A 22,684-nucleotide genomic window follows, 5' to 3' on the forward strand; every position below is an offset into this window, starting at 1 on the left:
ACCACCGCGAGACTTTCGGGGTCGAGTCAGTCCCCTGGCCGGAGGGATGCAACGGTATGCGCAAGGTGCTCTGTGCGGTCGCGACGTTGATGCTGTGGGCCTGTGGTGGCGCGAGCGGGAGCTCGCAGGTGAAGCAGGAGGGCCTGTCGCTGGCAGCCGAGACGGGAGACACGCGAGGCACCTTCGTGAAGGACGGCGGCGCGGTGTCGTTCCAGGCGCTCGAGGTGGAGCCGGGGGTCTACCGGTTGGAGGTGCGGCTGCGCGGGATGACGCTCGCGGGGTTGCTGGACCCGGCCAGCGGCGTGTCGACGATGGATGGCTTCGCGGACGAGGGCGCGGCGGACACGCAGCTGACGGACGCGGACCGGGAGCTGCTCAAGTCGCTCTACGACGCGCTGAGCGCCGAGCTGCCCGCGGGTGACGCGGCGGCGCCCGAGGCGATGTACCTGCGGCGCGCGGTGGGCCTGTGGGCGCAGCATCCCTCCACGGTGGAGCTCCAGCGCACGGTGATGGGCGAGCAGGGGCGTGGCTACACGATGTTGTGCAGCTATGCGCGCTGCAACGGCAAGTTCACGGGGAGCTGCGGGGGTGTGTACAACTGGTATTCGTACGCGAAGCACGACTGCAACAAGGGTGGGTTCAGCTTCGCGGGCAACCAGCAGATCGCCCAGCTGGGCGACCACACGTCGTGCAGCGGGGATGAGTTCTACCTGAGCGGGAGCACGTGGCTGTGCGGCGAGCCGGACCACTGGTCGCGCCCGAAGGTGATGGGCAACTGCTTCGGCCGGTGTGGTGGGGGCTGTGGGGGTGACACGCAGTACACGCTGGATGCGACGAACCACGACGGCTGCGTGCGCAACGGCCACATGCTGGCGAGCGCGTGGTGTGACGACCAGTTCGTGTCCGCGGCGGACGACGAGCTGTTCGCCTCGAACTGCTACTGAGCCATGCGTTCGGGTCGTGACGTGGGTGTGTGGGTGGGCGGGGCCGTGCTGGCCCTGCTCGCGTGTACGTCAGCCGCCTCGAAGACGGAGGCGGCGGAGGCGACGGTGACGCGTTTCTTCGAGGCGTTGCCGTCGGGGGACTGCGCGGTGCTGGGGCCGATGCTGGCCACGGGAGGGGGCATGCGGCCGTGCGAGGAGGCGGTGTCGGAGATGCATGCGCACGGATTGATGCTGGTGGGTATTGTGGAGTCGAAGTTGGACGGCCGGGATGCGGACGTGGTGCTGGTGCGGGCACGGGTGGCGAGGAATGGGAATGTGGGCAAGGAGCCGTGGCTGCTCCGGGTGGAGCGGCAGGGCGGCGGCTGGCGCGTGCGGTTCTGAAGAAGGCGGGCGATGAAGACTCGATACCGACTGATGCTGGCGGCGGCGGTGGTGCTCGTCGTGGCCGTGGGGGTGGGGCTGATGGGGCAGGGGACGGCCCCGGTGTCGCGGGGCGTCGAGCAGGCGGAGCTGGTGCCGGTGCCCCTCCCGTCGTCGCCCGAGGCGCGCACGGTGGAGGGGGCTCGTCCCGAGCCCGTGGTGCCGGCTGGGGAGGCGACGCCTCCGGCGACGGTGGTGGCGCTGGGGCCGGGGGATGTGGCGCCGGAGCCGGAGGTGGCGAACCCGCCGCCGCAGCAGAACGACGAGATTGTCCCGGAGCAGCCGCAGACGGCGCAGTGGAAGTTGGAGAAGACGCAGCACATCGCGGCGGTGTTGGGGCGTGACGTGGAGCGGCTGGAGCGCGAGCGGGAGCTGGCGGAGTCGCGGGGGGACCTGGAGCGGGTGCAGCAGACGGAGATGCTCATCCAGCGCCACCGAGGCCGGCTGGTGAGCCTGGGGGAGGAGATCCAGGCGCTGAGCAAGGAGGCCGCGGCGGAGGCCTCGAGGCAGTGACGCCCGTGGTGGCTCGAGGAGGGAGCGCATGACGCGCGGCGTGTGGCTCCTCCTGCTCGCGCTGGGACTTGCCTGTACTCCGGTCTCGGAGGATGCGGCGACGCGGGTCGGCGGGGTGTCACGCATCGTGGATGGGACGCCTGCCCCGGAGGATGTGGCCACGGTGGTGCTGCTCGCGCGTCGTACGCGGTGCAGTGAGCCGGCGCCGTTGTTGCTGTGCTCGGGTGTCCTCATCGCGCCGGACGTCGTGCTCACGGCGGCGCATTGCCTGGACCTCTTCGGGCCCGAGGGCGCGCACGAGGTCTTCCTCGGCCGGGAGTTGATGCCGAGGCCGAGTGAGGAGGGGCGCTTCGTGCGGGTGGCTCGCGCGATCATTCATCCGCGGTATGAGCCGAAGACCCATGCGTACGACGTGGCGCTGCTGCGGCTCGCGAGCCCGGTGAGCGTGTCGCCCGCGCCGCTGCCGTCGGGTGACGTGGTCCCGATGGCTGGCGAGTTGGTGCGCGCGGTGGGCTATGGAGACACGAAGGATGTGGAAGAGCCCTCGGGTCAACGACGCCAGGGGACCCTGCGGGTGACGGACGTCGAGCCCGCGTCCTTCCGGGCGGGACCGGCACCAGGCATGAGCTGCGTGGGAGACAGTGGCGGGCCGGTGTTCGCTCGTGACGACACGGGGCGGGACGTGCTCGTGGGCATCACGGTGAGCGGTGACGTCGCCTGTCGGGAGGAGGCGGTCAACGTGCGAGTGGACGCGTTGATGGTCGACTTCATCGAGCCCTTCCTCGCGCTGCCAGCGCCTGCGCAAAGCACGACGCTCTCTCCGGAGGCCCTGTGCCTGGAGGACTGTGAGAACGACGCCCAGTGCCCTTCCGGGCTCACGTGCGTCGTCACGGAGGGGACTGGGGGCCGGTGCCTGCTGCCCGCGCTCCGAGAGGGCGACTTCGGAGCCACCTGCACGGAGGACACGGCCTGTGGGGTTGGTGGTCTCTGTGCGCGGCTGGAGCCGGAAGGAACGGTCGCCTGTCGCTGCTTCACGCCCTGTGTTCCGCCACCGGACCCCGAACCCGAGTCACCGCGAGAGCCTTCCGGAGGCGGCTGTTCGACCACTTCCGGGCTCGCGATTTTCTGGGTCCTGCTGCTCGCGGGAGTCAAGCGGCGGCGCTGATTTTCTCTCGGGGTTCATTCGGCGGAAGCCCCACTTTTCGAGCGAAGAAGCTCGGTCCCGAGCCGCGTGTCTGATATTGTCTGGAGGTGCAAAACAGCGGAGAGGAATTGCGGCGGGCCATCCGCCGGCGGCCAGCAATGTACGTTGGCGACACCATGGAATTCGGCCTGGGGCAGCTCGTCGAAGTCCTGCTGTTGCTGGGGTTCCTCGGGGCGCGGAACGGGGGTGTGAGGGACATCTCCGTGGAGTTGCTGGCGGATGGCGCCTGTCGCGTCACCTTCGACCACTGGCCCTGGCCCGCCGGGTCCCGGGAGTCGGCGCTGTCGAGCCTCGAACGCTGGTTGTCTTTCGAGGGCATCGACTGGAGCACGCCACCTCCGCTGGGCTTGCCCCGAGGCGTCATCTCCCTGCCCCCCTACGTGGAACTGGGACTGGTCAATGCGCTCGCGTCCCGTCTGGACGTCATCGCGTGGGAGGGGGCCCACCATTGGCGGCGCTGCTACCGCGAAGGGCTCGCGGAGCCGGAGTCCTCCAGGAGCCTGATGGATGCGCCCTCTCCGCGCCACGCGGAGCAGGGGCTGTGCATCACGTTCACCCCGGATGCCTCCATCTTCGAGCCCGGTTCTCGCATGCGCTCCCAGCACATCCTGGAGCGGGTCCAGATCCTGTCGGCCATGCTCCCAGGCGTCACCTGGCGCCTGCGAGATGCCCTCGTGGGCCGTGAGAGCTGCTTCCGGCGGACGCGAGGGCTCGCGGACCTGTGCGACGAGCTCGTGGACTCCCGAGGGCTTCTATCGCCGCCGTGGAGCTTCGAGGGGCAGGTGGGGTCGACCCAGGTGGGCCTCGCTCTCCAGTGGGGGGCCTTCGAGGGGGCTGGAGTGCGGTCCTGGGCGAACATCCATCGCTGTTACGAGGGTGGAACCCACCACCAGGGATTCCATCAAGGTCTGCGCAAGGCGCTGCGCTCCAGGATGAAGGCACGAGGTTCCAGCCAGGAGGCCTGGGCGTTCCCCGAGGAGGCCCTGGTTGCCCACCTCACGGCGGTGCTCAGCCTCGGCTTGCCCGAGCCCGTCTGGAAGGGACCCACCCGGGCCCAGCTCGCCAATCCCGAATTGAAAGAGGGCGTGGCCCAACTGGTCGCGACCTGGGTGGAGGCTGCGCTTGCCCAGGACTCCCAGGTGGAGGCCCGGGTCCTGGCGCTGTCGGGAGCCCCCTCGAATGCACTCCGACCCTGACTCATTTGGCGGCTGGATTCGACGACGGCCGGGGATGTACGTCGGCGACACCGGAATGCGTGGCCGGAGCTCGCTCGTCGATTTCCTCCTGACGCTGGGGTTCATCGCGGCCAGGGATGGCGGTGCACAGGAGCTCTCCGTCTCACTGCGCGCGGACGGCTCCTGCCGCTTCCACGTCGGCCTCTGGCCGTGGAAGCTCTCCTGTGGCACCTCGGTCGCCCAGCTCGAGACGTGGCTCACCCCACAGGACGTCCTCACGGACAAGGACGGAGAGCCTCCGCCGGGCACTCCCTCCGGGGGGCTCTGGCAGTCACCCTTCGTGGACCTGGGGATGCTCTGTGCGTTCTCCTCCCCGCTGGACGTCATCGTCTGGACCGAGGAGGACACCTGGTGTCGCCGTTACCGTGAAGGGCTCGTCGAGCAAGGGCACTCGGATGACACCGCTCCACGAACCTCGAAGTCCGGGCTGTGCATCACCTTCACGCCGGATGCTTCCCTGTTCGAACCGCCTCCTTGCTTCGATGTGCCTCGCCTGCGTGAGCGCATCGAGGCGCTGTCCGCGTTTCATTCCGGCGTCACCTGGACGCTGCGAGACGAGGCCACTGGCACCGAGGCCCGGTTCCTCCGGGAGGAGGGGCTCGCGGATCTGTGTCGGGACCTCGCTCCGTCTCCACTCGGCTCCCAGAACCCTCTGTGCTTCCAGGCGAAGGTGGGGAAGACCTCCCTACAGCTCGCGCTCGTCTGGACGGAGGGCCCGGGTCGGGGAGTGGTGGCGTGGGCGAACCTCTTCGCACGCAACGATGCCGGGCCTCATCGGGTCGGATTCCGTCAGGGGATGCGTGAGGCCATCTCCGCGCGCCTGGCGCGGCGAGGTGTCGCGGCGCGCGCCCGGCGCTTCGACGCCACGGCCTTGTTCGAACACCTCACCGCCGCGCTCCACATCCAGGTGGAGAAGACGGACTGGTACCTGATGACCCGAGAGCGACGCGCCAGCGCGGAGGTCCAGTCCACCGTCACCCAGCTCGTCGCTCAGCGGGTGGAGCAGGCGCTCGCCGAGGACCCGAAGCTGGAGGAGTTCGTACTGAAGGTCGCGGGCCTTCGCTCTCGCTGAACCCCACCTCTTCACGCATGACTCCGGGCTCCCACCTCCCTGGCTCACGGCCGGGTTGTGAAGAGCTTGGAGCGTATCGAGGACTCCTTCATGGACCACGAGTTCACACCGGATGATCTCCGCCGAATGATTCGTCGGCGTCCCGGGATGTATGTCGGAAACCGGGACGAGTTCGGGCTGAGCATGGTCCTGGAGCACCTCCTGGTGCTCGGGTTCAACGCGGGCAGGGCGGGGCGCGTGCGAGCCATCTGCGTGGACCTGCTCGCGGACGGTGCCTGCCGGGTCTCCTTCGACGGTTCGCCGTGGCCGCTGCTCCCCTGGACCGCGCCCCTCGAGAGCCTCGAGCCCTGGTTCACGGTCGACGCGTTCGCGTCCAGAACGAGGGCCGCTTCCCCCGTGCTCGGCACTCCCTCGGGCATCCACTGCCGGGACTCGGAGGTCTATCTCGGTGCCATCAACGTCCTCTCCTCGCGGCTCGACGTCGTCGCGTGGTCGAAGGGCCAGACGTGGCGGCGCCGCTATCGGGCAGGTGTCGCCGAGGAGGGCATCCTCCCGTTCGTGCCGAGCGAGGCCTCCGGCACGGACTCCGGAGTGCACATCACCTGCACCCCGGATGAATCGCTCTTCACCTCCACCGTTCGCTTCTCCTGGAGCGGGCTCCAGGAGCGCGTCCATGTGCTGTCGGCCTTCCATGCCGGCGTGTCCTGGACCCTGCGGGACGAGGCCACGGGCACCGAGGCGCGCTTCTTCCGTGAGCGCGGACTCGCTGACCTGTGCGCCGAACTGGCGGACACTTCGTTCATCCAGGAGCCCTGGACCTTCGAGGGACAGGTGGAGGATGTGCGGCTCCGGGTCGCGCTCGGCTGGAGACATCGTCTGAGCCGAGGTCTGTCGTCCTGGGTGAACCTCCAGCGCTGTCTGGTGGGCGGACCGCACCACCGGGGATTCCTCGTGGGGATGCGCAGGGCGTTCGTCGCACGCCTGCGGCGCCTCGGCCGTGAGCGCGATGCACAGACCTTCTCGGACGGGGCATTGCTCGAACACCTCACGGGGGTGCTCGACCTGCGCATCGCGCCGGACATCCTGGGCAACCCCAGCAAGCATGTGTTCGCCCCGCCCGAGGTCGAGGCTCCCGTCGCGCGGCTCGTCGAGGACTGGGTGACGCGCGTGCTCGCCGAGGACCCGAAGCTGGAGGCCACGTTGTTCAGGTTCGCGGGATGCGAACGCGCTGGAGGGAACGAACCCTGAAGAGCGATGGAGAGCTGTGTCTTCCGATGAAGCCAGTCGACCTCAAGTGAGCCCACACCCGGTCCGAGCAGAACCAGGGGGCCACCATCACGAGGAAGAAGAATGAGCGCGCCCGAGTGAGGAAGCCGGAATCTCTGATTACGAATCAGGTGCCGCACCCGCGGCGTCACCCCCATGGAAGTGGAGGTGGACGGAGTTGAACCGTCTTGAGGAGCGTGTAGGACCTTCTCGAACGGGCGCGCTCGAAGCAGAAGGACGGTGACGCGTCACCGTCCCTGACGGCCCACCCCTCACCCACAGGTGCCCGAGGGGCCACACGTCTCCGGCGGGATGCAGATGGCGGCGCAGATGTTGGGCGAGGGGCACGTGCCGCAGTACACCGAGCGATGTTGGCCGCATGAATCGACGGCCGTCACATGCCCGCAGGAGCCGAAGCTCTGCATGCACAGCGACGAGTCCGGCTCGCCCGTGCAGGTGGGCAGGGTGGACTCGTGCGAGCTCTCCGTGGACGACGAGAGCGCCGCGTTGGACATCCGCACGGCACCGCAGGCGCACAGCATCAACAGGGGCAACAGGAGGAGGCGCTTCATCGTAAGGACCTCGGGGACCCACGGGGACACTGCGACTTCCGCACGAGGACTGCGATTCCAGCAGAGACCCATCACCCGCCTCCCTCGCGCGCCGGAGCACGGGCCATCCCCACGCTCCATCAGTGCAACCCCGTGGCCACCCGACTTGCGAACCCCACCCGTGTGGACCCAGGACCACACACGGAGCTGGCCCACCCCTTGCTCTACACTCGGGGCTCCAACGCAGACCCCACCGTGGCGTGGTCCACGGGCCACACACCCATGTCCTCGGCCATGACCCTGTTCACCGTGTCGCGTCACCACGGCCTCGTCCCCGCCACGCTGTGCAGCGTCCTGGCGGTGGGCCTGCTGGCCTTCCGCCTCGACTGGAGCGAGCGCGCCAGCTTCGCCTTCCTCACCTGGAACCTGTTCCTCGCCTGGGTCCCCTATGTCCTGGCCCTGCTCGCGCGGGTGCTCATGGTGCGGGGTCACGGCAAGGGCTGGGTGCTGGCGCCGCTCGCCCTGGGGTGGCTCGCGCTGTTCCCCAACGCGCCCTACCTCCTCACCGACTTCATCCACCTGCACCAGCGGCCCGTCGTCCCGCTCTGGTTCGACGCGGCCCTCCTGGCCCTGTTCGCCGCCACCGGGTGGATGCTGGGCCTGCTGTCCCTGGAGGTCTGGAAGCAGTGGCTGGAGGAGCGCCACGGCCGCCGCACGGCGTGGGCCTTCGTCGGCGTCACCTCGCTCCTGTGCGGGTACGGCATCTACCTGGGCCGCGTGGAGCGGTGGAACAGCTGGGACGTGCTCACGGACCCCGGGCGCCTGTTCGCCTCAATCATCGCCCACCTGAAGGACCCCTGGGCCTTCCCGTACCTGCCCCACCTCACCGTCTTCTTCGCCCTGGTGTTACCCGTGTCCTACGTCGCCTTCGAGGCGCTCGTCCTCCGGCTGCGCCGTCAGCGCGCCACCCCCTGAAACACGAACACCGCCCACGCTCCGGCCAGGGAGCGCGGACGGCGTGTCGATGAGAGGGCCTTCGGAAGCGGCGCCTCAGCCGCCGTGGATGCGCGAGCGTTTACGCGGACCTCCCCGGTGCTTCACGTTCATCTCGCTGGGGGCCTTCTTGCGCCCGTTGAGCGAGGTGCGTCGCCGGTTGCTCTTGGGCGCGTGGTCCTCGGCCGCCGGGCCCAAGGTCACGCGCGCCAGGTTCCGGGTTCGCCTGAGCGCCGCCGCCTCGTCCCGGGGCAACGTCTTGCGGCCCTTGGACGCCTGCACGCTGGCCTGCGCCTCGCCGGCCGAGGCCACCCGCCGCTTGTTCTTCACTCCCGCCATCTTGGTCCGGACCGCCATGTCGCCCTCCTTCCCTGGAGAGGTAAGGACGGCTCCACGGCTTGTCCAACCCGGAGGCCAGGGGCTCGAGGGCCCCACCCGTGACGCCCGCCTGGCCGCCCGCGAGGGCTCCCCCGAGGGAGAGGGCCCGGCCACGGGGTCGACCCGGAGCCGTGGGGCCCGCTGCCCTCGGCGGAAAGAGGATGCCGCGCTTTACGTCGACGAGCGCTTGCCGCGCCGGGGAGGCCGCGTGCTCGTGGTCGTCTCGGGCGGGAACAGCCAGCCCTCCTCGCTGTGCGAGGCGGTGTTCGTCTGGGTCGACTCGCTGGGCTCCAGGTGCTGGCCCCGGCAGCCGCGGCACCAGGACTGGGGCCGGCGCTCGCCGCGCATCACGCGGAAGCCGAAGTCCTGCTCCGTGGGGCCCACGTGGTCGCAGCGCGGGCAGCGGCTCAGCGACGTGACGCCAATCTCCTTGGCCTTCTGGCGGCCATGCTCCACCACCAGCGCCAGCGCCGCGGCGAAGCCCAACCGCTTCTCGGAGGCGACGTGGAAACGACGGGCGCGCTTGCGCCCACCCCGGCCGAGCACGGGCATGAGGTCCATCCCCCCGAGCAGGTTGCGCTGCTCGAGCACACGCGACGACGAAGAGCTGTCCTGGGTTGATCGGCTCACCCGACAACTCATAGCGGAGGGGTCTGACACGCCCTTTCAGAGGGGAGATGCCTGCCTGCCCTCACGCAAACCCTACTGAACGAAAATCCAGTGAGTCCGCGCACTTGGGCCTCCCCGAGAGCAGCCAGGCGAGCTCGGGGAGGCCTGGTGGGCCGTGGGGCTACTCGGCGTCGGCCATGCCCCCGCCGCTGTCGGTGGCGGGGAAGACGGGGGTGCCGCCGGGGAGGCTCGGGTCGTGCGGCAGGCTGCCTCGGGGGCTGCGCAGGTAGACGAAGGGCGTGGCGAACAGGAAGTTGGAGACGCGCGACGTGTAGATGTCCGCGTAGCGCTCCACCTGGCGGGCCAGGTGGCTCTTGTCGTTGCCGGCGCGGGTGAGCAGGCCCCAGATGGGGTTGGACAGCTCGGTGGCGGCGCGGGCCATGGGGCCCAGCTCCGCGTCCAGCGCCTCCAGCTCCTCGCGCAGCGTGCCCAGCTTCGCCACCAGCTCCTGCTCGGTGGGCGAGTCCGTGCGCGGGCCGTAGTCGCCGCGGCGGCGCTGCAGCTCCAGCCGCAGCTGGCAGCTGTCCCACTCCAGCCGCTCCTTGAGGACCATGCGCTCGGCGAGCCGGGCCTCGGTGGGGCGGAACGACGCAATCGCGCGCACCTCGTCCTCCAGCTCGCGGAGGATGAGCGCCGTGCGCCAGCGCAGCGCGCTCTTGGACACGTGTACGTCGCCGAACATGTGGTCGCCCACGTAGAGGACCTCGTCGCCGCTGATGCCCAGGTGGCGCTCGAGCTCCACGGCGCTGCCGCCGAAGTACGGCTTGCCCTCCTTGAACGGCCCCGAGTGCGGACGCAGGAGCGCCTCGCCGTTGGTCTCCACCACCTCGAACAGCGCCGAGCGCGTGGTGAAGAACTCCGGCTTGCGCGCGGAGACGATGACCACGTCGAACAGCTGCCGCCACGTCATGCCGGCGGGCAGGTGCTTGTCGAAGGCGAAGTGCATCATGGGTTCGGTGTAGGCCCACTCGCTGTTGGTGATGAGCAGCAGCTTCTTGCCCGCGTTGCGCTGGTCCAAAAGCGCCAGCGGCGTCTCCGGGTCGTCGATGACGTAGCGCTCCGGGTCCGCGATGATTTCGGCCTTGAGCCGGCCCTGCATGTGCGTGGCGTCCAGGTTCTTGCGCACGTGCTCGTAGAGGTCCGCGTAGCCCATGGGCCCGGGCAGCTGCCCCGCGTCCAGCCGGTCCACCAGCTGCGCGTAGAGGCACGCCTCCGACAGGGAGAAGAGCGTGTTGAGGAACACCCACCGCCGCTCGTGCAGGTCGATGACGACGTGCGAGTACTCGTCGCGCTGGGTGATGAAGTCCAGGGTGCGCGTGCCGTGCAGCGCCTTCTTCACGAACCCGAAGCGGTTGGCCTTGAGCAGGTTGCCCTTCTCGGTGTCGATGATGAGGCCGCGGATGGCGAGCGCCGGGTCGAACTGGAGGTCACCCACGGGCCAGCCCTGCGCGACGAGCCTGTCCCGGATGTGCTCGTACGCGCGGCGCTCCCACGCCTCCACCCGGTAGTGGATGAGCGTGTAGTCCATGTCGTAGCCCACGGCCTTGATGGCGCGCAGGTTGAGGGTGCGGTTGCAGAACAGGCCCCGCTCGGGCGGGGGACCAGCAGGTTGCGAGCGCATAGGAGGCTTGGATTGCCCCGTCTGGAGGCAAAAGTCGATGCCTCTGTGCGGGCCCGTCCGCTGCCTCGCACCACCGGGTGGCGATGGCCCCATTCCCAGGCGTGTCGGATGCACGGCACTCGCCCCCGGGGGCCAGGGAGAGAGCGTGACTTCCTTGACTAGTTTGGTCGACCTCTCAACCCCTGAAGCGAGGTCCGTGCATGGCCTGGATGATTCGCGGTCTGTTGGTGAGCGCGCTGTTCGTGGTGGGGTGCAGGCACTCGGCGCCCGCCGTCACGCCGGAGCCGTCGACGCCGGTGGCGCTGAGCTGTGACGAGCGGCAGTCGGAGCTCTCCCGGGAGGCGGACCAGCGGGCGTCGCCGTATGGCATCGAGCAGCACCTGGCGAAGAACTTCCCGGAGGGCTCGGTGTCGTGGCTGATGAAGGATGCGCAGTATCAGCAGTACGTGGTGCAGACGGGGGCGACGAACTTCGGGCGCTGTGACGACAGCGGCTGCTACCTGTTCGCGGCGCCGTCGTCGGTCATCCGGGACGCGGTGAGGAAGGCGTCGTCGGGCGGGACGCATGACCCGGCGGTGCTGGGGCAGGCGCTGGGGCTGCCGGCGAAGAACTTCGAGGGTCCGCTGCGGATGATGACGTTGGATTTGCGCGCGTCGGCGCCGTGCGTGCGGCTGCCGGTGGACAGCGACCCGGGCGCGTGGAAGTGCCAGTCGGAGCAGGACACGGACTGCTTCAAGTTTGGCGGCTACACGTCGGGCGGGTTGCCGGAGGTCATGATCATCAACGCGCCAGTGTCCCAGGCCGTCGTGACCGAGGTGCCGTGAGCGCCGAGCACGTCATCCACCAGAGCCCCTTGCTCTACCGCGTGCTTCGCGAGGAGGGCGGGGGCCTGGTCATCGAGGTCGTCGTGGGCGGCGTCGCGATGACGGCGGTGCGCGTGCGCCTGACGGCCGAGGAGGCACGGGCCTTCGGCCGTGAGGGCCCCGCGTACAGTGACAGGCTGGCCCGGGACATCATGGCGCGGCCGTCCTTCGGGGGCAGGTCCTACGACGCGCCCGGGTGAACGTTCCCCTCGCGCGCGCGGGTGATGGAACTCCATGGGGTGATGGGCAGGTTGGCGTGTGGCCATGGGGAGGGGACGGATGCGCGGGGTCGCCTGGATGTTGATGGGGTGTTCGCTCGTCCTCGCGAGCGGGTGTGCGTCCTCGCATCGCGCCGCCACGGACAGCGCGGCGCGGGGGCACGCGGACGTCGCGGCGTCCTCGAAGGACCCGCTCCCCTCCTGGACGGAGGGCCCCACGAAGGCGGCGCTCCTGGACTTCGTGGAGCGGGTGACTCGCGAGGGCGGACCGGACTTCGTGCCCGCCTCCGAGCGCATCGCCGTGTTCGACAACGACGGCACGCTGTGGTCCGAGCAGCCCCTCGTGGCCGAGCTGGCCTTCGTCATCGACCGGGTGAAGGCGCTCGCGCCCCAGCACCCCGAGTGGCGCACGCGCCAGCCCTTCCAGGGCGTGCTCGAGGGTGATGTGGAGTCGGTGAAGGCGAGCGGCAAGCGCGGGCTGATGGAGCTGTTCGCGGCCACGCATGCGGGCATGACGACGGAGCAGTTCGAGCGGACGGTCTCGGACTGGCTCGTCACCGCGCGCCACCCCACGCTGCATCGCCCGTACACGGACCTCGTCTACCAGCCGATGCTGGAGCTGTTGTCATTCCTGCGGGCGCGGGGCTTCAAGACCTTCGTCGTCTCCGGTGGGGACGTGGGCTTCATGCGCCCCTGGATGGAGCAGGTGTACGGCGTGCCGCGCGAGCAGGTGGTGGGCAGCCGGGTGAAGCTGCGCTACCAGGCCACCGGAGGCGCGCCCTCGGTCCTTCGACTCGCGGAGCTGGACCTGCTCGATGACGGAGCAGGCAAGCCCGTGGGCATCGAGCAGGGGGTGGGACGCAGGCCCCTGGCGGCCTTCGGGAACTCGGATGGGGACTTCGAGATGCTCGAGTGGACCACCTCCGGTCCGGGGCCGCGCCTGGGGCTGCTCGTCCACCACACCGATGCCGAGCGCGAGTGGGCCTATGATCGGGAGGCCCGCGTGGGGAAGCTCGCCCGGGGGTTGGACGAGGCGCCTGGACGGGGCTGGCTCGTCGTGGACATGCGGCGTGACTGGAAGGTCATCCATCCGTTCGAGCGCGCGACGCCGCGGTGAGGGCGGGCCGCAAGGGCTGCGGAGCCTCGTCGGGGCGCGCGCAAGGCTTGCGGCGCGGCTGGGGGGAGGCATGGGGGCCCCACGTGGCATGGTTTCTGTACTGCTTGCTCCCCACACTCCTTCTTCTGGGAAGTGCGTCGCGATGAGCGCGGCGGCGGTGCCCGGCGAGGGTCGCGGGAGGCGAAGATGGACAGTCTGGCTCGTGAGGCGCGTGACGCCCTGGTGCAGCGCGGCGAACGGCTCCGGTCACGGACGCGTCTCGTGGCCGTCCGGGGAGCGGACGAGCTCCTGTCCGAGGCGGAGCGCCAGGAGCTGCTCGACATCGAGGCGGCGCTCACCCGCATCGCGGTGGGACAGTTCGGCCGCTGCGAGCGGTGCGGAGGCGCCATGGGACGCCACCGCCTGCGCGCCATCCCCGAGGCCCGCTTCTGCATGACGTGCTCGGCCCTGGGCCGGTGAGTCCGCCCCGTCAAAGTTCGGGGAAGCTCACCGGGCCCAGGTGCAACGGGGGCGAAGTGGTGTCCTCGCGCAGCTCGAGGAGGTAGCGGCCGCGGAGCTCGATGGATTTGGCCTCGGTCTCCAGGACGAGCAGCACATCGGTGTCCTGGTCTCCGAGCGGACGTGACTGCCAGACGAGGAGCTTCCGGACGTGACGTCCCGTCGCGGTGATGAGCGCCGCTTCTCGCGGAGTCCACGGCGAATGCCCTCCAACGGAGGCGAGCAGCAGCACCACTGCGACCCGTGAGCTCGTCCGGTGTGCGTATGCGGACGTCGAGGTCGACAGGATGGGCGTGGTGGGTGCGACGATGGGGCCGAGCGGACGTGTGGCGAGGCCCCGAACATCGAGTGCTCCGGCGATGTACATCACGCTGAATGGCCCTCGCGAGGGTGTGTCGGAGGATCGCGTGGAAGGGGCTTGAACGCTCGGGGCCTGCGGAGCGGAGACGTCAGGCTCGATGGCGCGCTCCTGAAGAGGGGAGCCTCCCGTGTTGGAGGCGTGGAGCAGGACGAGCCAGGTCACGAGGCGCAAGCGCCTGGCTTCATCACCAATCCTTCCCACGAATCTCCCGGAAGCGCTCCACGACGCGGACGTGCAGGAGGTTGAAGATGACCGCGTGTTCCTCGTCTCCCCCCGGAAGCCTCTGCCGCCCCACGTCGCTGAACTCGTAGAACACCATGCAGACCGGATACACATCGTCGCCGACACGCATCTCCCGGATGCGGCCATAGACGCGCTCGTTGGTGAAGATGATTTCGGTGACGAGTTGTGCGCCCGCGGGGAGCTTCTTGAATTTGCGGTGCACGTTCGTCATCAGGTACCCCTCCTTCACCGTGATGTTCCGGAAGGGCGTGCCGAAGTTCTCTCCGATGGAGCCCTCGAACTGGTCCCCCTGGTCGAGTCCGAAGCGCTCGATGGTCTCATCCGCGCCCGCGGGGCACTCGGCCACGGGAGGGATGGGCCGATGCTGCACGTAGGGCGTGCTGCTGGAGCAGGCGAGCCCGGTGCAGGCCAGGGCCACCTTGGACAGGCGGGCGAGTGACAACGCGCGAGGCTTCGCGGGGGGAGCGGGAGGCTTCATCACGGGAGTGGGGTCCTGGAGTGGCGGCGCCACGGGGGCGACGGTCACGGGGATGGGATTCGCCCGGGGCGAATCGGTGACTGACTCACTGTGATGCGATTCCGCATGTCTGGCTATTTTCTGACCTCCCAGGGAGTCGATTTGTTGGGTGACTCCTGGAGTTGTCTGTCTCCAGCCGTGGAGGAACCACCCCACCGCCAGGAGCAGGAGCACCGCGGGCAGGGCGAGAACCCGGGGGTGTAGGAGACGGGTTCGCAGGCGCTGGACACGTGCGCGCGCCGGGGAGGGGGGCTTGCGCGGGGGCGCGGGTGTGTCCGTGCCGAAGAGCGGCGTGTCCCAAGCCTCGGCGGTGAAGCGGCTGGGCGCCAGGGCGGAGGCAAGCTCCGCGCCGCTCTGGAAGCGTTGCTCCGGGAGCTTCTCGAGGAGTCGCAGGATGATGGCGTCGAGCTCGGGAGGGATGCGCGGGTTCAGCTCCGACGGGGCGGCGGGTGGCTGCGAGGTGATGGCGGCGCACAGCACGTCCGCGGGCCAGTCCGGAGGGAAGGGGTAGTGGCCCGTGGCCGCGCGGTAGAGGCACACGCCCAGGGCATAGAGGTCATCGGTGGCGACGGACAGGTAGCGGGCGTCCGGGTGGCGCCAGTGGCGCTGATGGAAGCGGATGGCCTCGGGGCTGCGCAGGTGGCGCGTGCCTGGAGGTAGGGGACCCGTGGTCAGCGTGGGCGCGCCGATGTACGCGCTTGCGCCCAGGTCGATGAGGACGGGGTCTCCTTCGGTGTCTCGCAGCAGGATGTGCTCCGGCTTGAGGTCCCGGTGCAGCACGTCCCCGGCGTGCAGGGTGTCCAGCGCCAGGGCGACCCGGCGGAAGGTCTCCGCCAACTGTCGGAAGGAGGGGTTGTGCCGCTCCGCCCAGACGTGGATCGGTGGCCCGGGCACCCAGTCCATGACGAAGTAGAAGTGGCCCGTGACGATGTCCGGCCAGCGGCCGCAGGCGTGGACCGCGACCACGTTGGGGTGGACGGCCCGGTCCAACAGGAGCGTCAGCTCGCGCAGGGCCCGGCCCTCGGCGGTGTTGCGAGTGAGCTTGAGGGCGAAGTAGCGCCCCGGCGAGTCCACCGGCTCCACGCGGTAGACGACGCCGTAGCCGCCCACGCCCAGTCTCTCGAGGATGCGCCAGCCTCCCGTCAGGACGAAGCCCGGGGGCAGGGCTTCCGGGGGCATCGACGATGGATGCGGAATCATGGACGTCAGAGGTCTCCTGGACTCTGACGAATCTAGCAGGTTGAATACCCCTCGGGTGGCCTGCGGCCCTGGCCATCCCACGGGTCACCCAGGAGTCAGGGCGCGGGGCGCTGCTGGGAGACGTGTGTCAGCGGGGGCTCGCGGTGGTTTCGCGCATCATCACGACCTTTGGGTAGGCGACGAAGAACCCCAGGCGCTCCATGTTCCGCTGTGAAGGACTGGCGGGCAGGGTGCTGCTCGACGCCAGGGTGCAGCCCTGACGGGTGGCCCAGTCGAGGCGGGTGGCGATGAGGGCCTGCTGGAGTCCTCGGCCACGGAACCGCTCGCGCACGCCGGTGCCGGACAGGGTGGCCACGCCGTCGTGTATGGCCACGGTGCCGCCTCCCGCGGGCTCACCGTCCACGAGCGCGAGGAAGCACGTGGTGCCGGGCATGGTCGCGGTGCCCAGCATGAGCGAGGACTCCTCGTCGGAGACCTCGTCACGTCCCATGAAGCCCTGGGCCACGGTGCGAGAGAAGACCTGGGCCTCACCGGGGCGGAGCGGACGAAGCTCGACGCCGGGTGCGGTGGGAGGAGGCGGGCTCGCGGGCAGGGCGCGCACGAAGACCTGCTGGAACTCACCGACGCGGTAGCCACGACGGGCCAGCTCCTGCGCGAGCGACGGGTCGGCGAAGGGGAGCAGGTCGAGCTGGAGGAGACCACCCTGTTGTCCCAGGTGGGCCTCCACGCGGTCGAGGGACTCGGCGCTGACGGGGCCTGAGAGTCCGAGCGCGAGCGCCTGGGTGAGCGGCGAGTTGGCGCCATTGAAGAGGGCGAGACCGCCTGCGATCTCGAGGATGCCGTGTGTCGGTGTGGCGGCGCGGTTCTGCGCGGCCTGGGCCAGCTCCACGCGGCGGACCAGCGCGGCGTCCACGGTGGGGCGAGAGGAGGGGAGTGACATGGGGCCACCCTCGTCCACGTCGTGTCGGGGCGTCTATCAGGTTCCTGCTTCGTCTATCGGGTTCGCGCCATTCGTCGAGTCCGTCACCTCGCGACGGAAGCGGGCGGGCGTGAGCGCGTGGCGCGCGCGGAACAAGGCGGTGAAGTGGCTCTGGCTGGAGAAGCCCGTGGCTTGCGCGATGTCGCTCAGCGGGAGCGCGGTGGTGGCGAGCAGCTCTCGTGCGCGTTCCAGGCGCCGGGTCAGGACGAACTGGTGTGGCGTGTTGCCGGTGGTTCGTTTGAAGCCTCGCGAGAAGTGGGACGGGCTCAGGTCGACCACGGCGGCGAGGGACTCCAGGCCGAGGGCCGTGTCCAGGTTCGCCTCGACGAAGTCTGTCACGCGCCGGAGCTGCCAGGGCGCGAGTCCCACGGGCTTCGCTCCGGACCTCGGGCGCTGGCCGTCGAGACGCAGCAGTCGCAGGCCCAGCACGGTGGCGAGCGCGTCCACTTCGAGTCGCGAGGGTGGACGTCCCTCGTGCAGTGCCTCGCCGCTGGCGCGCAGCAGCTCACGGAGCACCGGGTCCGTCAGTCGTGATGGGCCCACGGAGCACAGGGCGTGCTCCAGGCCATGTTCTCCGGCGAGCGAGGACAGTCGCTCGGGGGGGAGGAAGAAGGACACCACCCGCGCGCCCGCGTCCCAGGCGAAGGCATGCGGCAGGTCGGAGCCGACGACGCCCACTTCCTCGCGGACGAGTCGCACGTCCACCGCGCGGTCGACGGAGCGCCAGCGCCCACGGACAGCAGGACGGCCGAGGGGCATGAGCAGTTGCAGCGACCGGTGTTGATGCTCGCCCGTGTCCATCTGCTGGTGGCGGTAGAGGGCAACGCCCATTCCCTGCCACGCCACGGTGAGCGGCTTGTCGGCTCTGTGCTCCATGCGTCGGTCGACTCCGCCTATCGAGCAAACTCCGCTGGAAGCTCCCAGGCAAAAACAACGACACACCCGGCTTCGTGATTCACGACCACGCGATAGCTGCCTTCAGGAAACTCCGCGACATCCCCTGCGGCGAACTGGACAGCCTGCGTGCCGAATTCCATCTGGCAGTGCCCAGCCAGCACGTAAACCGTACCGGCCCGCATCGAGCCACCAAAATCCTCTACCGATGAATACCGATCAACGCTCACCCGATACTTCTTCGCGGGCAAGTGCAGCGCACGCACACTCTCTTCCGAGAGGGGTTGGTTGGAGAGTTCGGACCAGCGTCGCACCGTGACCTGTTTCGATTCCATCCTGCACCTCACTGCGGAAAGGTCATGCCAATCTTGGCGAACGCAGCCCGAGTTGACGCCACGTTCGGCAAGCCGCTGTTCTCAGTGGCAGCGAACTCCGTGCCCTGGAGGCAAGCCTACATCGACTCCGTGGATACCCGAGCTTTGACGAACGGGCCATGGATGGGAGACAGCGAAGAATGTCGACTGCGAGGACTCATTGATTCGGATCGAGTTCGAGACTGGGGCGGTGCTCGAGTTGGATCTCGAGCACCTGGTCGGGGCGGACCTGCGCGGGCTGTCGCTCCACCGGGCGCTGCTCGGCAAGCTGAACCTCTCACGCGCGAACCTCCGAGAGGTCGACCTGCGCTCCGCTTCCCTGGACGAAGCGGACCTGTCCGAGGCCAACCTCGAAGGTGCTCGGCTCATGGCCGCGGGGCTTCGTCGCGCGACGTTGATGCGAAGTCGCCTGCACAGGGCCTGGCTCAACGGCGCGGACCTTCAAGGTGCGGACCTGCGGGACGCGGACCTGAGTGAAGCGGACCTCGGCGGCGCCAACCTGTCCGGCGCGGACCTCCGGGGTGCGGACCTGCGGACTCATCGCCTCGACCTCGCGAAGCTGGACGGCTCCGTGTCCGATGCCACGGCGAAGTGGCCCTCGGGTTTCGACCCCGTCGCGCACGGAGTCCTCATCCGGTGACGCGGCCGTGTCCCAGGCGAGCGACGGCCCCCCTGGTGGCACCCCGCACCCTGTCATCCACAGGTCGCCCGGCAGGCCACCCGCCGAGGGGGCGGAAAGAACCCGTGCGCCCGGGCGTGTCTACGGGTATAGACAACCCCCTCATGTGTCCCATGGTGAAGACGGAAGACCTCATCGACGCCCAGGGCGTGGCCGGCCTGCTGCAGCTTCGCCACACCAACAGCGTCAGCACCTATCTGCGCCGCTACCCGGACATGCCCCGCCCCATCCTGGACCTGGGCACCGGACGCCCACGCTTGTGGCTGCGTCCCCAGGTGATGCGCTGGCTTCGTGCCCGCAGGTCCGACACGGCTTCCATCGGAGTTGAGAGATGACCACCGCCATTCCCCGTACCCCTCCCGCCGTCCTGCCCGGCCCCAATGACACCTGCTGGTGCGGCAGCGGCACCAAGTACAAGAAGTGCCACCGCGGCGCCGACGCCGTCGAGGCGCGCAAGAAGGGCCCCGACGTCGCGCGCAAGGGCATCCGCCCGGGCCTCATCAGCCCCCGCCGCGACGTGCCCCTGCACATCCCCCGCCCCGACTACGCCGTGTCCGGCCGCCCCCAGCGCCGCCCGAGCGACTCTGAAATCCGCTCGCCGGACGTCATCGCGCGCATGCGCAGGGCCTGCAAGGCCGCCGCCGAGGTGCTCCAGGAAGTCGCCTCCCACGTGCGCCCCGGCATCACCACCGACGAGCTGGACGCCATCACCCACGAGGCCTACATCCGCCGGGGCGGCTACCCGAGCACGCTCAACTACCACGGCTTCCCCAAGTCCCTGTGCACCTCGGTCAACGAGGTCATCTGCCACGGCATCCCCGACAACCGCGCGCTCGAGGACGGCGACATCGTCAACCTGGACATCACCATCTACCTGGATGGCGTCCACGGCGACTGCTCGGCCACCCACTTCGTGGGCAAGGTGGACCCGGAGAGCGAGCGGCTGGTGCGCGTCACCCGCGAGTGCATGGAGCTGGGCATCGCCGCGGTGAAGCCTGGCCGGCCCATCAGCGACATCGGCCGCGCGATTGAAGACCACGCCACCAAGAACGGCATGAGCGTGGTGCGCGCCTACTGCGGCCACGGCATCGGCGAGACGTTCCACACGTCCCTCCAGATTCCGCACTACTACGAGCCCGAGGCCGACACCATCATGCAGCCGGGGATGATCTTCACCGTCGAGCCGATGATCAACCTCGGCGGCTGGGGCCACCGCACCTGGGACGACGGGTGGACCGCCGTCACCGCCGACGGCAGCCGCAGCGCCCAGTTCGAGCACACGCTGCTCGTCACCGAGCAGGGCCCCGACATCCTCACCGTGGCCTGAAGTCCCGAGCGCCCCACGGTAGACCGTGGGGCGAAGCCACCGTGTGACGGGCGACAGTCCTCCACGGTGGCCGTCACCGGCCGGACGTCCCCTCGAAACCTCTCGGCGCTTCGCGCGCGCCCGGCGCTATCCACGCGCTCCAGGCCCGAGGTCCCGAGAGGTACACCATGTCCCTCGATATCGCCGTCGACGCCGACCGTCTCAAGAGCGTCCAGGACGTCCTCCAGGTGTTGGAGGACTCCTTCCAGGTCGACTTCATCCCAGGCATCTTCAAGAAGCTGGACGAGAAGCTCCTCGTGGAGCGCGCCGCGTTCCGGACGAACACAGTCGCTCAGCGCTACGAGCTGGACGTCTACTTCGGGCTGAAGGGCCCCGAGGCGAGCGCCCGCTCACCGTTCCTCAAGGTGGGCATGTGCATCACCATCCAGTCCGAGGTCGCTGTGCGCGGCCGCCGCCCGGCCCGCTACGACGGCACGCTGGAGGTCCCCCTCACCGAAGACGCCATCACCCACGTGCCGTTCGCGCTCTACCTGCGCCGCGCCGCCCGGGGCTCGCTCACGACGCCTCCCTCGGAGTGAGCGCACTCACCCGCCGCAGGGCGAGAGTGACGTCCCCAAGCAGAAGCGCGCCGACCTCAGCGCTTGCACCACCACCTGGCCTTCGTGGTTCAGGGGCACGCTGCTCCCGTGCTCCAGCACGTAGTCCCGAGGGTCCGACTCGAAGGTGAGCCAGAGCCGGCCCTCGGTACACGTGAGCAGCAGGCCCTCGTCCCCCTGGATGCGCCGACTCCAGAGCGACCCCTCGTGCAGCCCCTGTCCGCCCGTCTCCACTCCGGGGCGAGCCTGGGGCTTCAGGTGATTCCACAGCGAGCTCCAGAAGCCTCGCCGCGCCGACATGAGCTTGGACTCCATGGCACCACGACCTCCTCATCGCCCACCATGCGCCCCGCCGACGAAACAGAACAGAGGCAGCAATCCACCATTGTGACCAGTACAGTTGAAGTCCAAGGAACTGTACTGGTCCGTCCGGTGGGCAGGTGTGTCTGGGCAGCGGAGGCCGGGCCCGTTACCGATACGGATTGGCGGGAGACGGATTTCGCATCGGGGACGGCATGGGCGCGCTGGCACACAAACCGAAGTTGTACGAGCAGGTGGCGGAGCGGCTGGAGGACGCCATCAACGCGGGCACGCTGCGCGCGGGAGACAGGCTGCCCTCCGTGCGTCAGCTCAGCCTGCGTGAGCAGGTGAGCATCTCCACGGTGCTCCAGGCGTATCTGCACCTGGAGTCGGTGGGGCTCATCGAGACGCGGCCGCAGTCGGGCCACTACGTGCGCCGGCGCGAGCGTCCCCGCCTCGCGGAGCCGCAGGTGTCCCGTCCCGCGACGAGCGCCACGCCCGTCACGGTGAGCGCGCTGGTGTCGCGCGTGTACCAGTCGATGCGCGACCCGAACCTGGTGCAGATGGGCGGCGCGTGGCCGTCCACGGAGCTGCTCCCCACGCGCCGGCTGTACCGGGAGCTCAACGCGCTCACCCGCGAGAGGGGTGACGCGGGGATGCTGTACGACGTGCCTCCGGGGTGTCCGGAGCTGCGGCGGCAGCTGGCGCGGCGCTCGCTGGACTGGGGCGCGGCGCTGTCGCCCGAGGACTTCATCATCACCGTCGGCGCCGCGGAGGCCATCCACCTGTGCCTGCTCGCCGTGGCCCGGCAGGGGGACACCATCGCGATTGAATCACCGGCGTACTACGGCACGCTCCAGGCCATCGAGTCACTGGGGCTGCGCGCGCTGGAGATTCCGTGCTCACCGCGCCACGGCATGGAGCTGGATGCGCTCCAGGCGGCGCTGGAGCGGCGGCGCGTGGCGGCGGTGCTGGTGGTGCCCAGCTACAGCAACCCGGTGGGCAGCTGCATGCCGACGGCGAACCGCCAGCGACTGGTGGCCATGCTCGAGGAGCGCGGGGTGCCGCTCATCGAGGATGACCTGTACGGTGACCTGCACTTCGACGAGCGCAGGCCGCGCACGTGCAAGTCGTTCGACACGACGGGCAACGTGATGCTGTGTGGCTCGTTCTCGAAGACGCTCGCGCCGGGCTTCCGCGTGGGGTACGTGGCGCCGGGTCGGCTCCGGGAGCGGGTGGAGCTCCTGAAGTTCTCGCACACGGTGGCCTCGCCCACGCTGCTGCCGCTGGCGATTGCGCGCTTCCTGGAGGAAGGCGGGTATGACCGGCACCTGCGCGCGCTGCGGCGCCGGCTGTCGGAGCAGGTGGCGCGCATGGCGGAGGGCGTGGCTGAGCACTTCCCGGAGGGCACGCGCGTGGCGCGGCCAGCGGGGGGCTCGCTGTTGTGGGTGGAGCTGCCGTCCACGGTGGACTCGCTGGTGCTGCACGGACGCGCGCTGGATGCGGGCGTGAGCATCGCGCCGGGGCCCATCTTCTCGCCCCGGCCAGACTCGTACCGGAACTTCATCCGCATGTCGTGTGGACAGCCGTGGACGCCGCGCATCGAGGGCGCGATGGCCACGGTGGGCCGGCTGGTGCGTACCCTGATGTGA

Annotated in this window: 27 protein-coding genes; 17 read left to right on the plus strand and 10 right to left on the minus strand. The window is 69.5% G+C overall.

All coding sequences use genetic code 11. The annotated features are described in order from the left end of the window. Positions 1–56 precede the first annotated feature (56 nt). The 7 genes from K8625_RS22495 to K8625_RS22525 all read left to right on the plus strand — a co-directional run bounded on the left by K8625_RS22495 (position 57) and on the right by K8625_RS22525 (position 6,636). Positions 57–944: a hypothetical protein gene (locus K8625_RS22495; protein ID WP_223783852.1), complete on the plus strand. Its 888-nt coding sequence runs from the start codon at positions 57–59 to the stop codon at positions 942–944. A 3-nt stretch (positions 945–947) separates the two neighbouring features. Continuing rightward, a complete protein-coding gene (locus tag K8625_RS22500; protein WP_223751230.1) occupies positions 948–1,325 on the plus strand; it encodes a hypothetical protein in 378 nt (125 codons plus the stop codon). Between the two features lie 12 nt (positions 1,326–1,337). Then, positions 1,338–1,877, plus strand: a complete 540-nt coding sequence (locus K8625_RS22505; RefSeq protein ID WP_223783853.1) for a hypothetical protein — start codon at positions 1,338–1,340, stop codon at positions 1,875–1,877. Positions 1,878–1,905: 28 nt separating this feature from the next. Then, positions 1,906–3,042 carry a trypsin-like serine protease gene (locus K8625_RS22510; RefSeq protein ID WP_223783854.1) on the plus strand — a complete coding sequence of 379 codons (1,137 nt, stop codon included), beginning with the start codon at positions 1,906–1,908 and terminating at the stop codon, positions 3,040–3,042. A gap of 155 nt (positions 3,043–3,197) precedes the next feature. Next, positions 3,198–4,277, plus strand: coding sequence for a DNA gyrase subunit B (locus K8625_RS22515; protein WP_223751227.1), 1,080 nt, complete (start codon positions 3,198–3,200; stop codon positions 4,275–4,277). 55 nt (positions 4,278–4,332) lie between these two features. Beyond that, complete coding sequence (locus K8625_RS22520; RefSeq protein WP_223783855.1) at positions 4,333–5,388, plus strand: DNA gyrase subunit B; 1,056 nt, start codon at positions 4,333–4,335, stop codon at positions 5,386–5,388. A gap of 126 nt (positions 5,389–5,514) precedes the next feature. After that, positions 5,515–6,636, plus strand: a complete 1,122-nt coding sequence (locus K8625_RS22525) for a DNA gyrase subunit B (RefSeq protein ID WP_223783856.1) — start codon at positions 5,515–5,517, stop codon at positions 6,634–6,636. Between the two features lie 290 nt (positions 6,637–6,926). On the opposite strand, the gene K8625_RS22530 is transcribed toward K8625_RS22525, so the two are convergent. After that, positions 6,927–7,226: a hypothetical protein gene (locus K8625_RS22530; RefSeq protein WP_223751224.1), complete on the minus strand. Its 300-nt coding sequence runs from the start codon at positions 7,224–7,226 to the stop codon at positions 6,927–6,929. Positions 7,227–7,487: 261 nt separating this feature from the next. Here K8625_RS22530 and K8625_RS22535 point away from each other — a divergent pair, with 261 nt between their 5' ends. Then, positions 7,488–8,180: a DUF1361 domain-containing protein gene (locus K8625_RS22535; RefSeq protein WP_223783857.1), complete on the plus strand. Its 693-nt coding sequence runs from the start codon at positions 7,488–7,490 to the stop codon at positions 8,178–8,180. Between the two features lie 75 nt (positions 8,181–8,255). Here K8625_RS22535 and K8625_RS22540 read toward each other — a convergent pair whose 3' ends face one another. The 3 genes from K8625_RS22540 to K8625_RS22550 form a co-directional block, all read right to left on the minus strand. Beyond that, entirely contained in the window at positions 8,256–8,555 is a 300-nt protein-coding gene (locus tag K8625_RS22540; RefSeq protein WP_223783858.1) for a hypothetical protein, read from the minus strand. Between the two features lie 192 nt (positions 8,556–8,747). Then, a complete protein-coding gene (locus K8625_RS22545; protein WP_223751222.1) occupies positions 8,748–9,206 on the minus strand; it encodes a hypothetical protein in 459 nt (152 codons plus the stop codon). Positions 9,207–9,366: 160 nt separating this feature from the next. After that, entirely contained in the window at positions 9,367–10,866 is a 1,500-nt protein-coding gene (locus K8625_RS22550; protein WP_074958174.1) for an HAD-IG family 5'-nucleotidase, read from the minus strand. Between the two features lie 200 nt (positions 10,867–11,066). Between K8625_RS22550 and K8625_RS22555 the strand changes: the two genes are divergently transcribed. From K8625_RS22555 to K8625_RS22570, 4 genes are all read left to right on the plus strand, one after another. Next, positions 11,067–11,690, plus strand: a complete 624-nt coding sequence (locus K8625_RS22555; RefSeq protein WP_223783859.1) for a hypothetical protein — start codon at positions 11,067–11,069, stop codon at positions 11,688–11,690. Further along, positions 11,687–11,929, plus strand: coding sequence for a hypothetical protein (locus tag K8625_RS22560; RefSeq protein WP_223783860.1), 243 nt, complete (start codon positions 11,687–11,689; stop codon positions 11,927–11,929). The genes K8625_RS22555 and K8625_RS22560 overlap by 4 nt, the downstream gene beginning before the upstream one ends. 79 nt (positions 11,930–12,008) lie before the next feature. Then, complete coding sequence (locus tag K8625_RS22565; protein ID WP_223783861.1) at positions 12,009–13,064, plus strand: HAD family phosphatase; 1,056 nt, start codon at positions 12,009–12,011, stop codon at positions 13,062–13,064. Between the two features lie 261 nt (positions 13,065–13,325). Then, positions 13,326–13,523 carry a TraR/DksA C4-type zinc finger protein gene (locus K8625_RS22570; RefSeq protein WP_223751218.1) on the plus strand — a complete coding sequence of 66 codons (198 nt, stop codon included), beginning with the start codon at positions 13,326–13,328 and terminating at the stop codon, positions 13,521–13,523. Positions 13,524–13,533: 10 nt separating this feature from the next. Here K8625_RS22570 and K8625_RS22575 read toward each other — a convergent pair whose 3' ends face one another. The 5 genes from K8625_RS22575 to K8625_RS22595 all read right to left on the minus strand — a co-directional run bounded on the left by K8625_RS22575 (position 13,534) and on the right by K8625_RS22595 (position 18,091). Beyond that, positions 13,534–13,929, minus strand: a complete 396-nt coding sequence (locus K8625_RS22575; RefSeq protein WP_223751236.1) for a DUF2381 family protein — start codon at positions 13,927–13,929, stop codon at positions 13,534–13,536. A 178-nt stretch (positions 13,930–14,107) separates the two neighbouring features. Next, positions 14,108–15,883, minus strand: coding sequence for a serine/threonine-protein kinase (locus tag K8625_RS22580; protein WP_223783862.1), 1,776 nt, complete (start codon positions 15,881–15,883; stop codon positions 14,108–14,110). A gap of 127 nt (positions 15,884–16,010) precedes the next feature. Further along, positions 16,011–16,823 carry a GNAT family N-acetyltransferase gene (locus K8625_RS22585; RefSeq protein WP_223783863.1) on the minus strand — a complete coding sequence of 271 codons (813 nt, stop codon included), beginning with the start codon at positions 16,821–16,823 and terminating at the stop codon, positions 16,011–16,013. A gap of 36 nt (positions 16,824–16,859) precedes the next feature. Then, entirely contained in the window at positions 16,860–17,738 is an 879-nt protein-coding gene (locus K8625_RS22590; protein ID WP_223783864.1) for an AraC family transcriptional regulator, read from the minus strand. A gap of 17 nt (positions 17,739–17,755) precedes the next feature. Continuing rightward, entirely contained in the window at positions 17,756–18,091 is a 336-nt protein-coding gene (locus tag K8625_RS22595; RefSeq protein ID WP_223783865.1) for a hypothetical protein, read from the minus strand. A 199-nt stretch (positions 18,092–18,290) separates the two neighbouring features. Here K8625_RS22595 and K8625_RS22600 point away from each other — a divergent pair, with 199 nt between their 5' ends. The 4 genes from K8625_RS22600 (at position 18,291) to K8625_RS22615 (ending at position 20,714) form a co-directional block, all read left to right on the plus strand. Then, complete coding sequence (locus K8625_RS22600; RefSeq protein WP_223783866.1) at positions 18,291–18,770, plus strand: pentapeptide repeat-containing protein; 480 nt, start codon at positions 18,291–18,293, stop codon at positions 18,768–18,770. Positions 18,771–18,922: 152 nt separating this feature from the next. Continuing rightward, a complete protein-coding gene (locus K8625_RS22605; RefSeq protein ID WP_046718637.1) occupies positions 18,923–19,144 on the plus strand; it encodes a hypothetical protein in 222 nt (73 codons plus the stop codon). Next, positions 19,141–20,136 (plus strand): type I methionyl aminopeptidase, encoded by a 996-nt coding sequence (gene map / locus K8625_RS22610; protein ID WP_223751212.1) that lies wholly within the window; start codon positions 19,141–19,143, stop codon positions 20,134–20,136. Before K8625_RS22605 ends, map begins: the two co-directional genes overlap by 4 nt. Before the next feature lie 167 nt (positions 20,137–20,303). Further along, a complete protein-coding gene (locus K8625_RS22615; RefSeq protein ID WP_223751211.1) occupies positions 20,304–20,714 on the plus strand; it encodes a hypothetical protein in 411 nt (136 codons plus the stop codon). Between the two features lie 6 nt (positions 20,715–20,720). Here the strand turns inward: K8625_RS22615 and K8625_RS22620 are convergent, their stop codons facing one another. Continuing rightward, entirely contained in the window at positions 20,721–21,047 is a 327-nt protein-coding gene (locus K8625_RS22620; RefSeq protein ID WP_223751210.1) for a DUF2917 domain-containing protein, read from the minus strand. Between the two features lie 200 nt (positions 21,048–21,247). On the opposite strand from K8625_RS22620, the gene K8625_RS22625 reads away from it, so the two are divergent. After that, positions 21,248–22,684 (plus strand): PLP-dependent aminotransferase family protein, encoded by a 1,437-nt coding sequence (locus K8625_RS22625; RefSeq protein WP_223751209.1) that lies wholly within the window; start codon positions 21,248–21,250, stop codon positions 22,682–22,684.

It is taken from the genome of Myxococcus sp. AS-1-15 (genome assembly GCF_020037055.1).
In the GTDB taxonomy this organism is placed as follows: Bacteria; Myxococcota; Myxococcia; order Myxococcales; family Myxococcaceae; genus Myxococcus; species Myxococcus fulvus.

What these genes read in the sequence shown, in the direction of transcription:
- K8625_RS22615 (WP_223751211.1), top strand. Translation starts at nt 20,304, where the DNA reads ATGTCCCTCGATATCGCCGTCGACGCCGACCGTCTCAAGAGCGTCCAG.
- K8625_RS22620 (WP_223751210.1), bottom strand. Translation starts at nt 21,047, where the DNA reads ATGGAGTCCAAGCTCATGTCGGCGCGGCGAGGCTTCTGGAGCTCGCTG.
- K8625_RS22625 (WP_223751209.1), top strand. Translation starts at nt 21,248, where the DNA reads ATGGGCGCGCTGGCACACAAACCGAAGTTGTACGAGCAGGTGGCGGAG.
- K8625_RS22520 (WP_223783855.1), top strand. Translation starts at nt 4,333, where the DNA reads ATGCGTGGCCGGAGCTCGCTCGTCGATTTCCTCCTGACGCTGGGGTTC.
- K8625_RS22535 (WP_223783857.1), top strand. Translation starts at nt 7,488, where the DNA reads ATGTCCTCGGCCATGACCCTGTTCACCGTGTCGCGTCACCACGGCCTC.
- K8625_RS22550 (WP_074958174.1), bottom strand. Translation starts at nt 10,866, where the DNA reads ATGCGCTCGCAACCTGCTGGTCCCCCGCCCGAGCGGGGCCTGTTCTGC.
- K8625_RS22595 (WP_223783865.1), bottom strand. Translation starts at nt 18,091, where the DNA reads ATGGAATCGAAACAGGTCACGGTGCGACGCTGGTCCGAACTCTCCAAC.
- K8625_RS22505 (WP_223783853.1), top strand. Translation starts at nt 1,338, where the DNA reads ATGAAGACTCGATACCGACTGATGCTGGCGGCGGCGGTGGTGCTCGTC.
- K8625_RS22585 (WP_223783863.1), bottom strand. Translation starts at nt 16,823, where the DNA reads ATGTCACTCCCCTCCTCTCGCCCCACCGTGGACGCCGCGCTGGTCCGC.
- K8625_RS22515 (WP_223751227.1), top strand. Translation starts at nt 3,198, where the DNA reads ATGGAATTCGGCCTGGGGCAGCTCGTCGAAGTCCTGCTGTTGCTGGGG.
- K8625_RS22530 (WP_223751224.1), bottom strand. Translation starts at nt 7,226, where the DNA reads ATGAAGCGCCTCCTCCTGTTGCCCCTGTTGATGCTGTGCGCCTGCGGT.
- K8625_RS22575 (WP_223751236.1), bottom strand. Translation starts at nt 13,929, where the DNA reads ATGTACATCGCCGGAGCACTCGATGTTCGGGGCCTCGCCACACGTCCG.
- K8625_RS22580 (WP_223783862.1), bottom strand. Translation starts at nt 15,883, where the DNA reads ATGATTCCGCATCCATCGTCGATGCCCCCGGAAGCCCTGCCCCCGGGC.
- K8625_RS22495 (WP_223783852.1), top strand. Translation starts at nt 57, where the DNA reads ATGCGCAAGGTGCTCTGTGCGGTCGCGACGTTGATGCTGTGGGCCTGT.
- K8625_RS22565 (WP_223783861.1), top strand. Translation starts at nt 12,009, where the DNA reads ATGCGCGGGGTCGCCTGGATGTTGATGGGGTGTTCGCTCGTCCTCGCG.
- K8625_RS22605 (WP_046718637.1), top strand. Translation starts at nt 18,923, where the DNA reads ATGGTGAAGACGGAAGACCTCATCGACGCCCAGGGCGTGGCCGGCCTG.
- K8625_RS22590 (WP_223783864.1), bottom strand. Translation starts at nt 17,738, where the DNA reads ATGGAGCACAGAGCCGACAAGCCGCTCACCGTGGCGTGGCAGGGAATG.
- K8625_RS22525 (WP_223783856.1), top strand. Translation starts at nt 5,515, where the DNA reads ATGATTCGTCGGCGTCCCGGGATGTATGTCGGAAACCGGGACGAGTTC.
- map (WP_223751212.1), top strand. Translation starts at nt 19,141, where the DNA reads ATGACCACCGCCATTCCCCGTACCCCTCCCGCCGTCCTGCCCGGCCCC.
- K8625_RS22500 (WP_223751230.1), top strand. Translation starts at nt 948, where the DNA reads ATGCGTTCGGGTCGTGACGTGGGTGTGTGGGTGGGCGGGGCCGTGCTG.
- K8625_RS22510 (WP_223783854.1), top strand. Translation starts at nt 1,906, where the DNA reads ATGACGCGCGGCGTGTGGCTCCTCCTGCTCGCGCTGGGACTTGCCTGT.
- K8625_RS22555 (WP_223783859.1), top strand. Translation starts at nt 11,067, where the DNA reads ATGGCCTGGATGATTCGCGGTCTGTTGGTGAGCGCGCTGTTCGTGGTG.
- K8625_RS22540 (WP_223783858.1), bottom strand. Translation starts at nt 8,555, where the DNA reads ATGGCGGTCCGGACCAAGATGGCGGGAGTGAAGAACAAGCGGCGGGTG.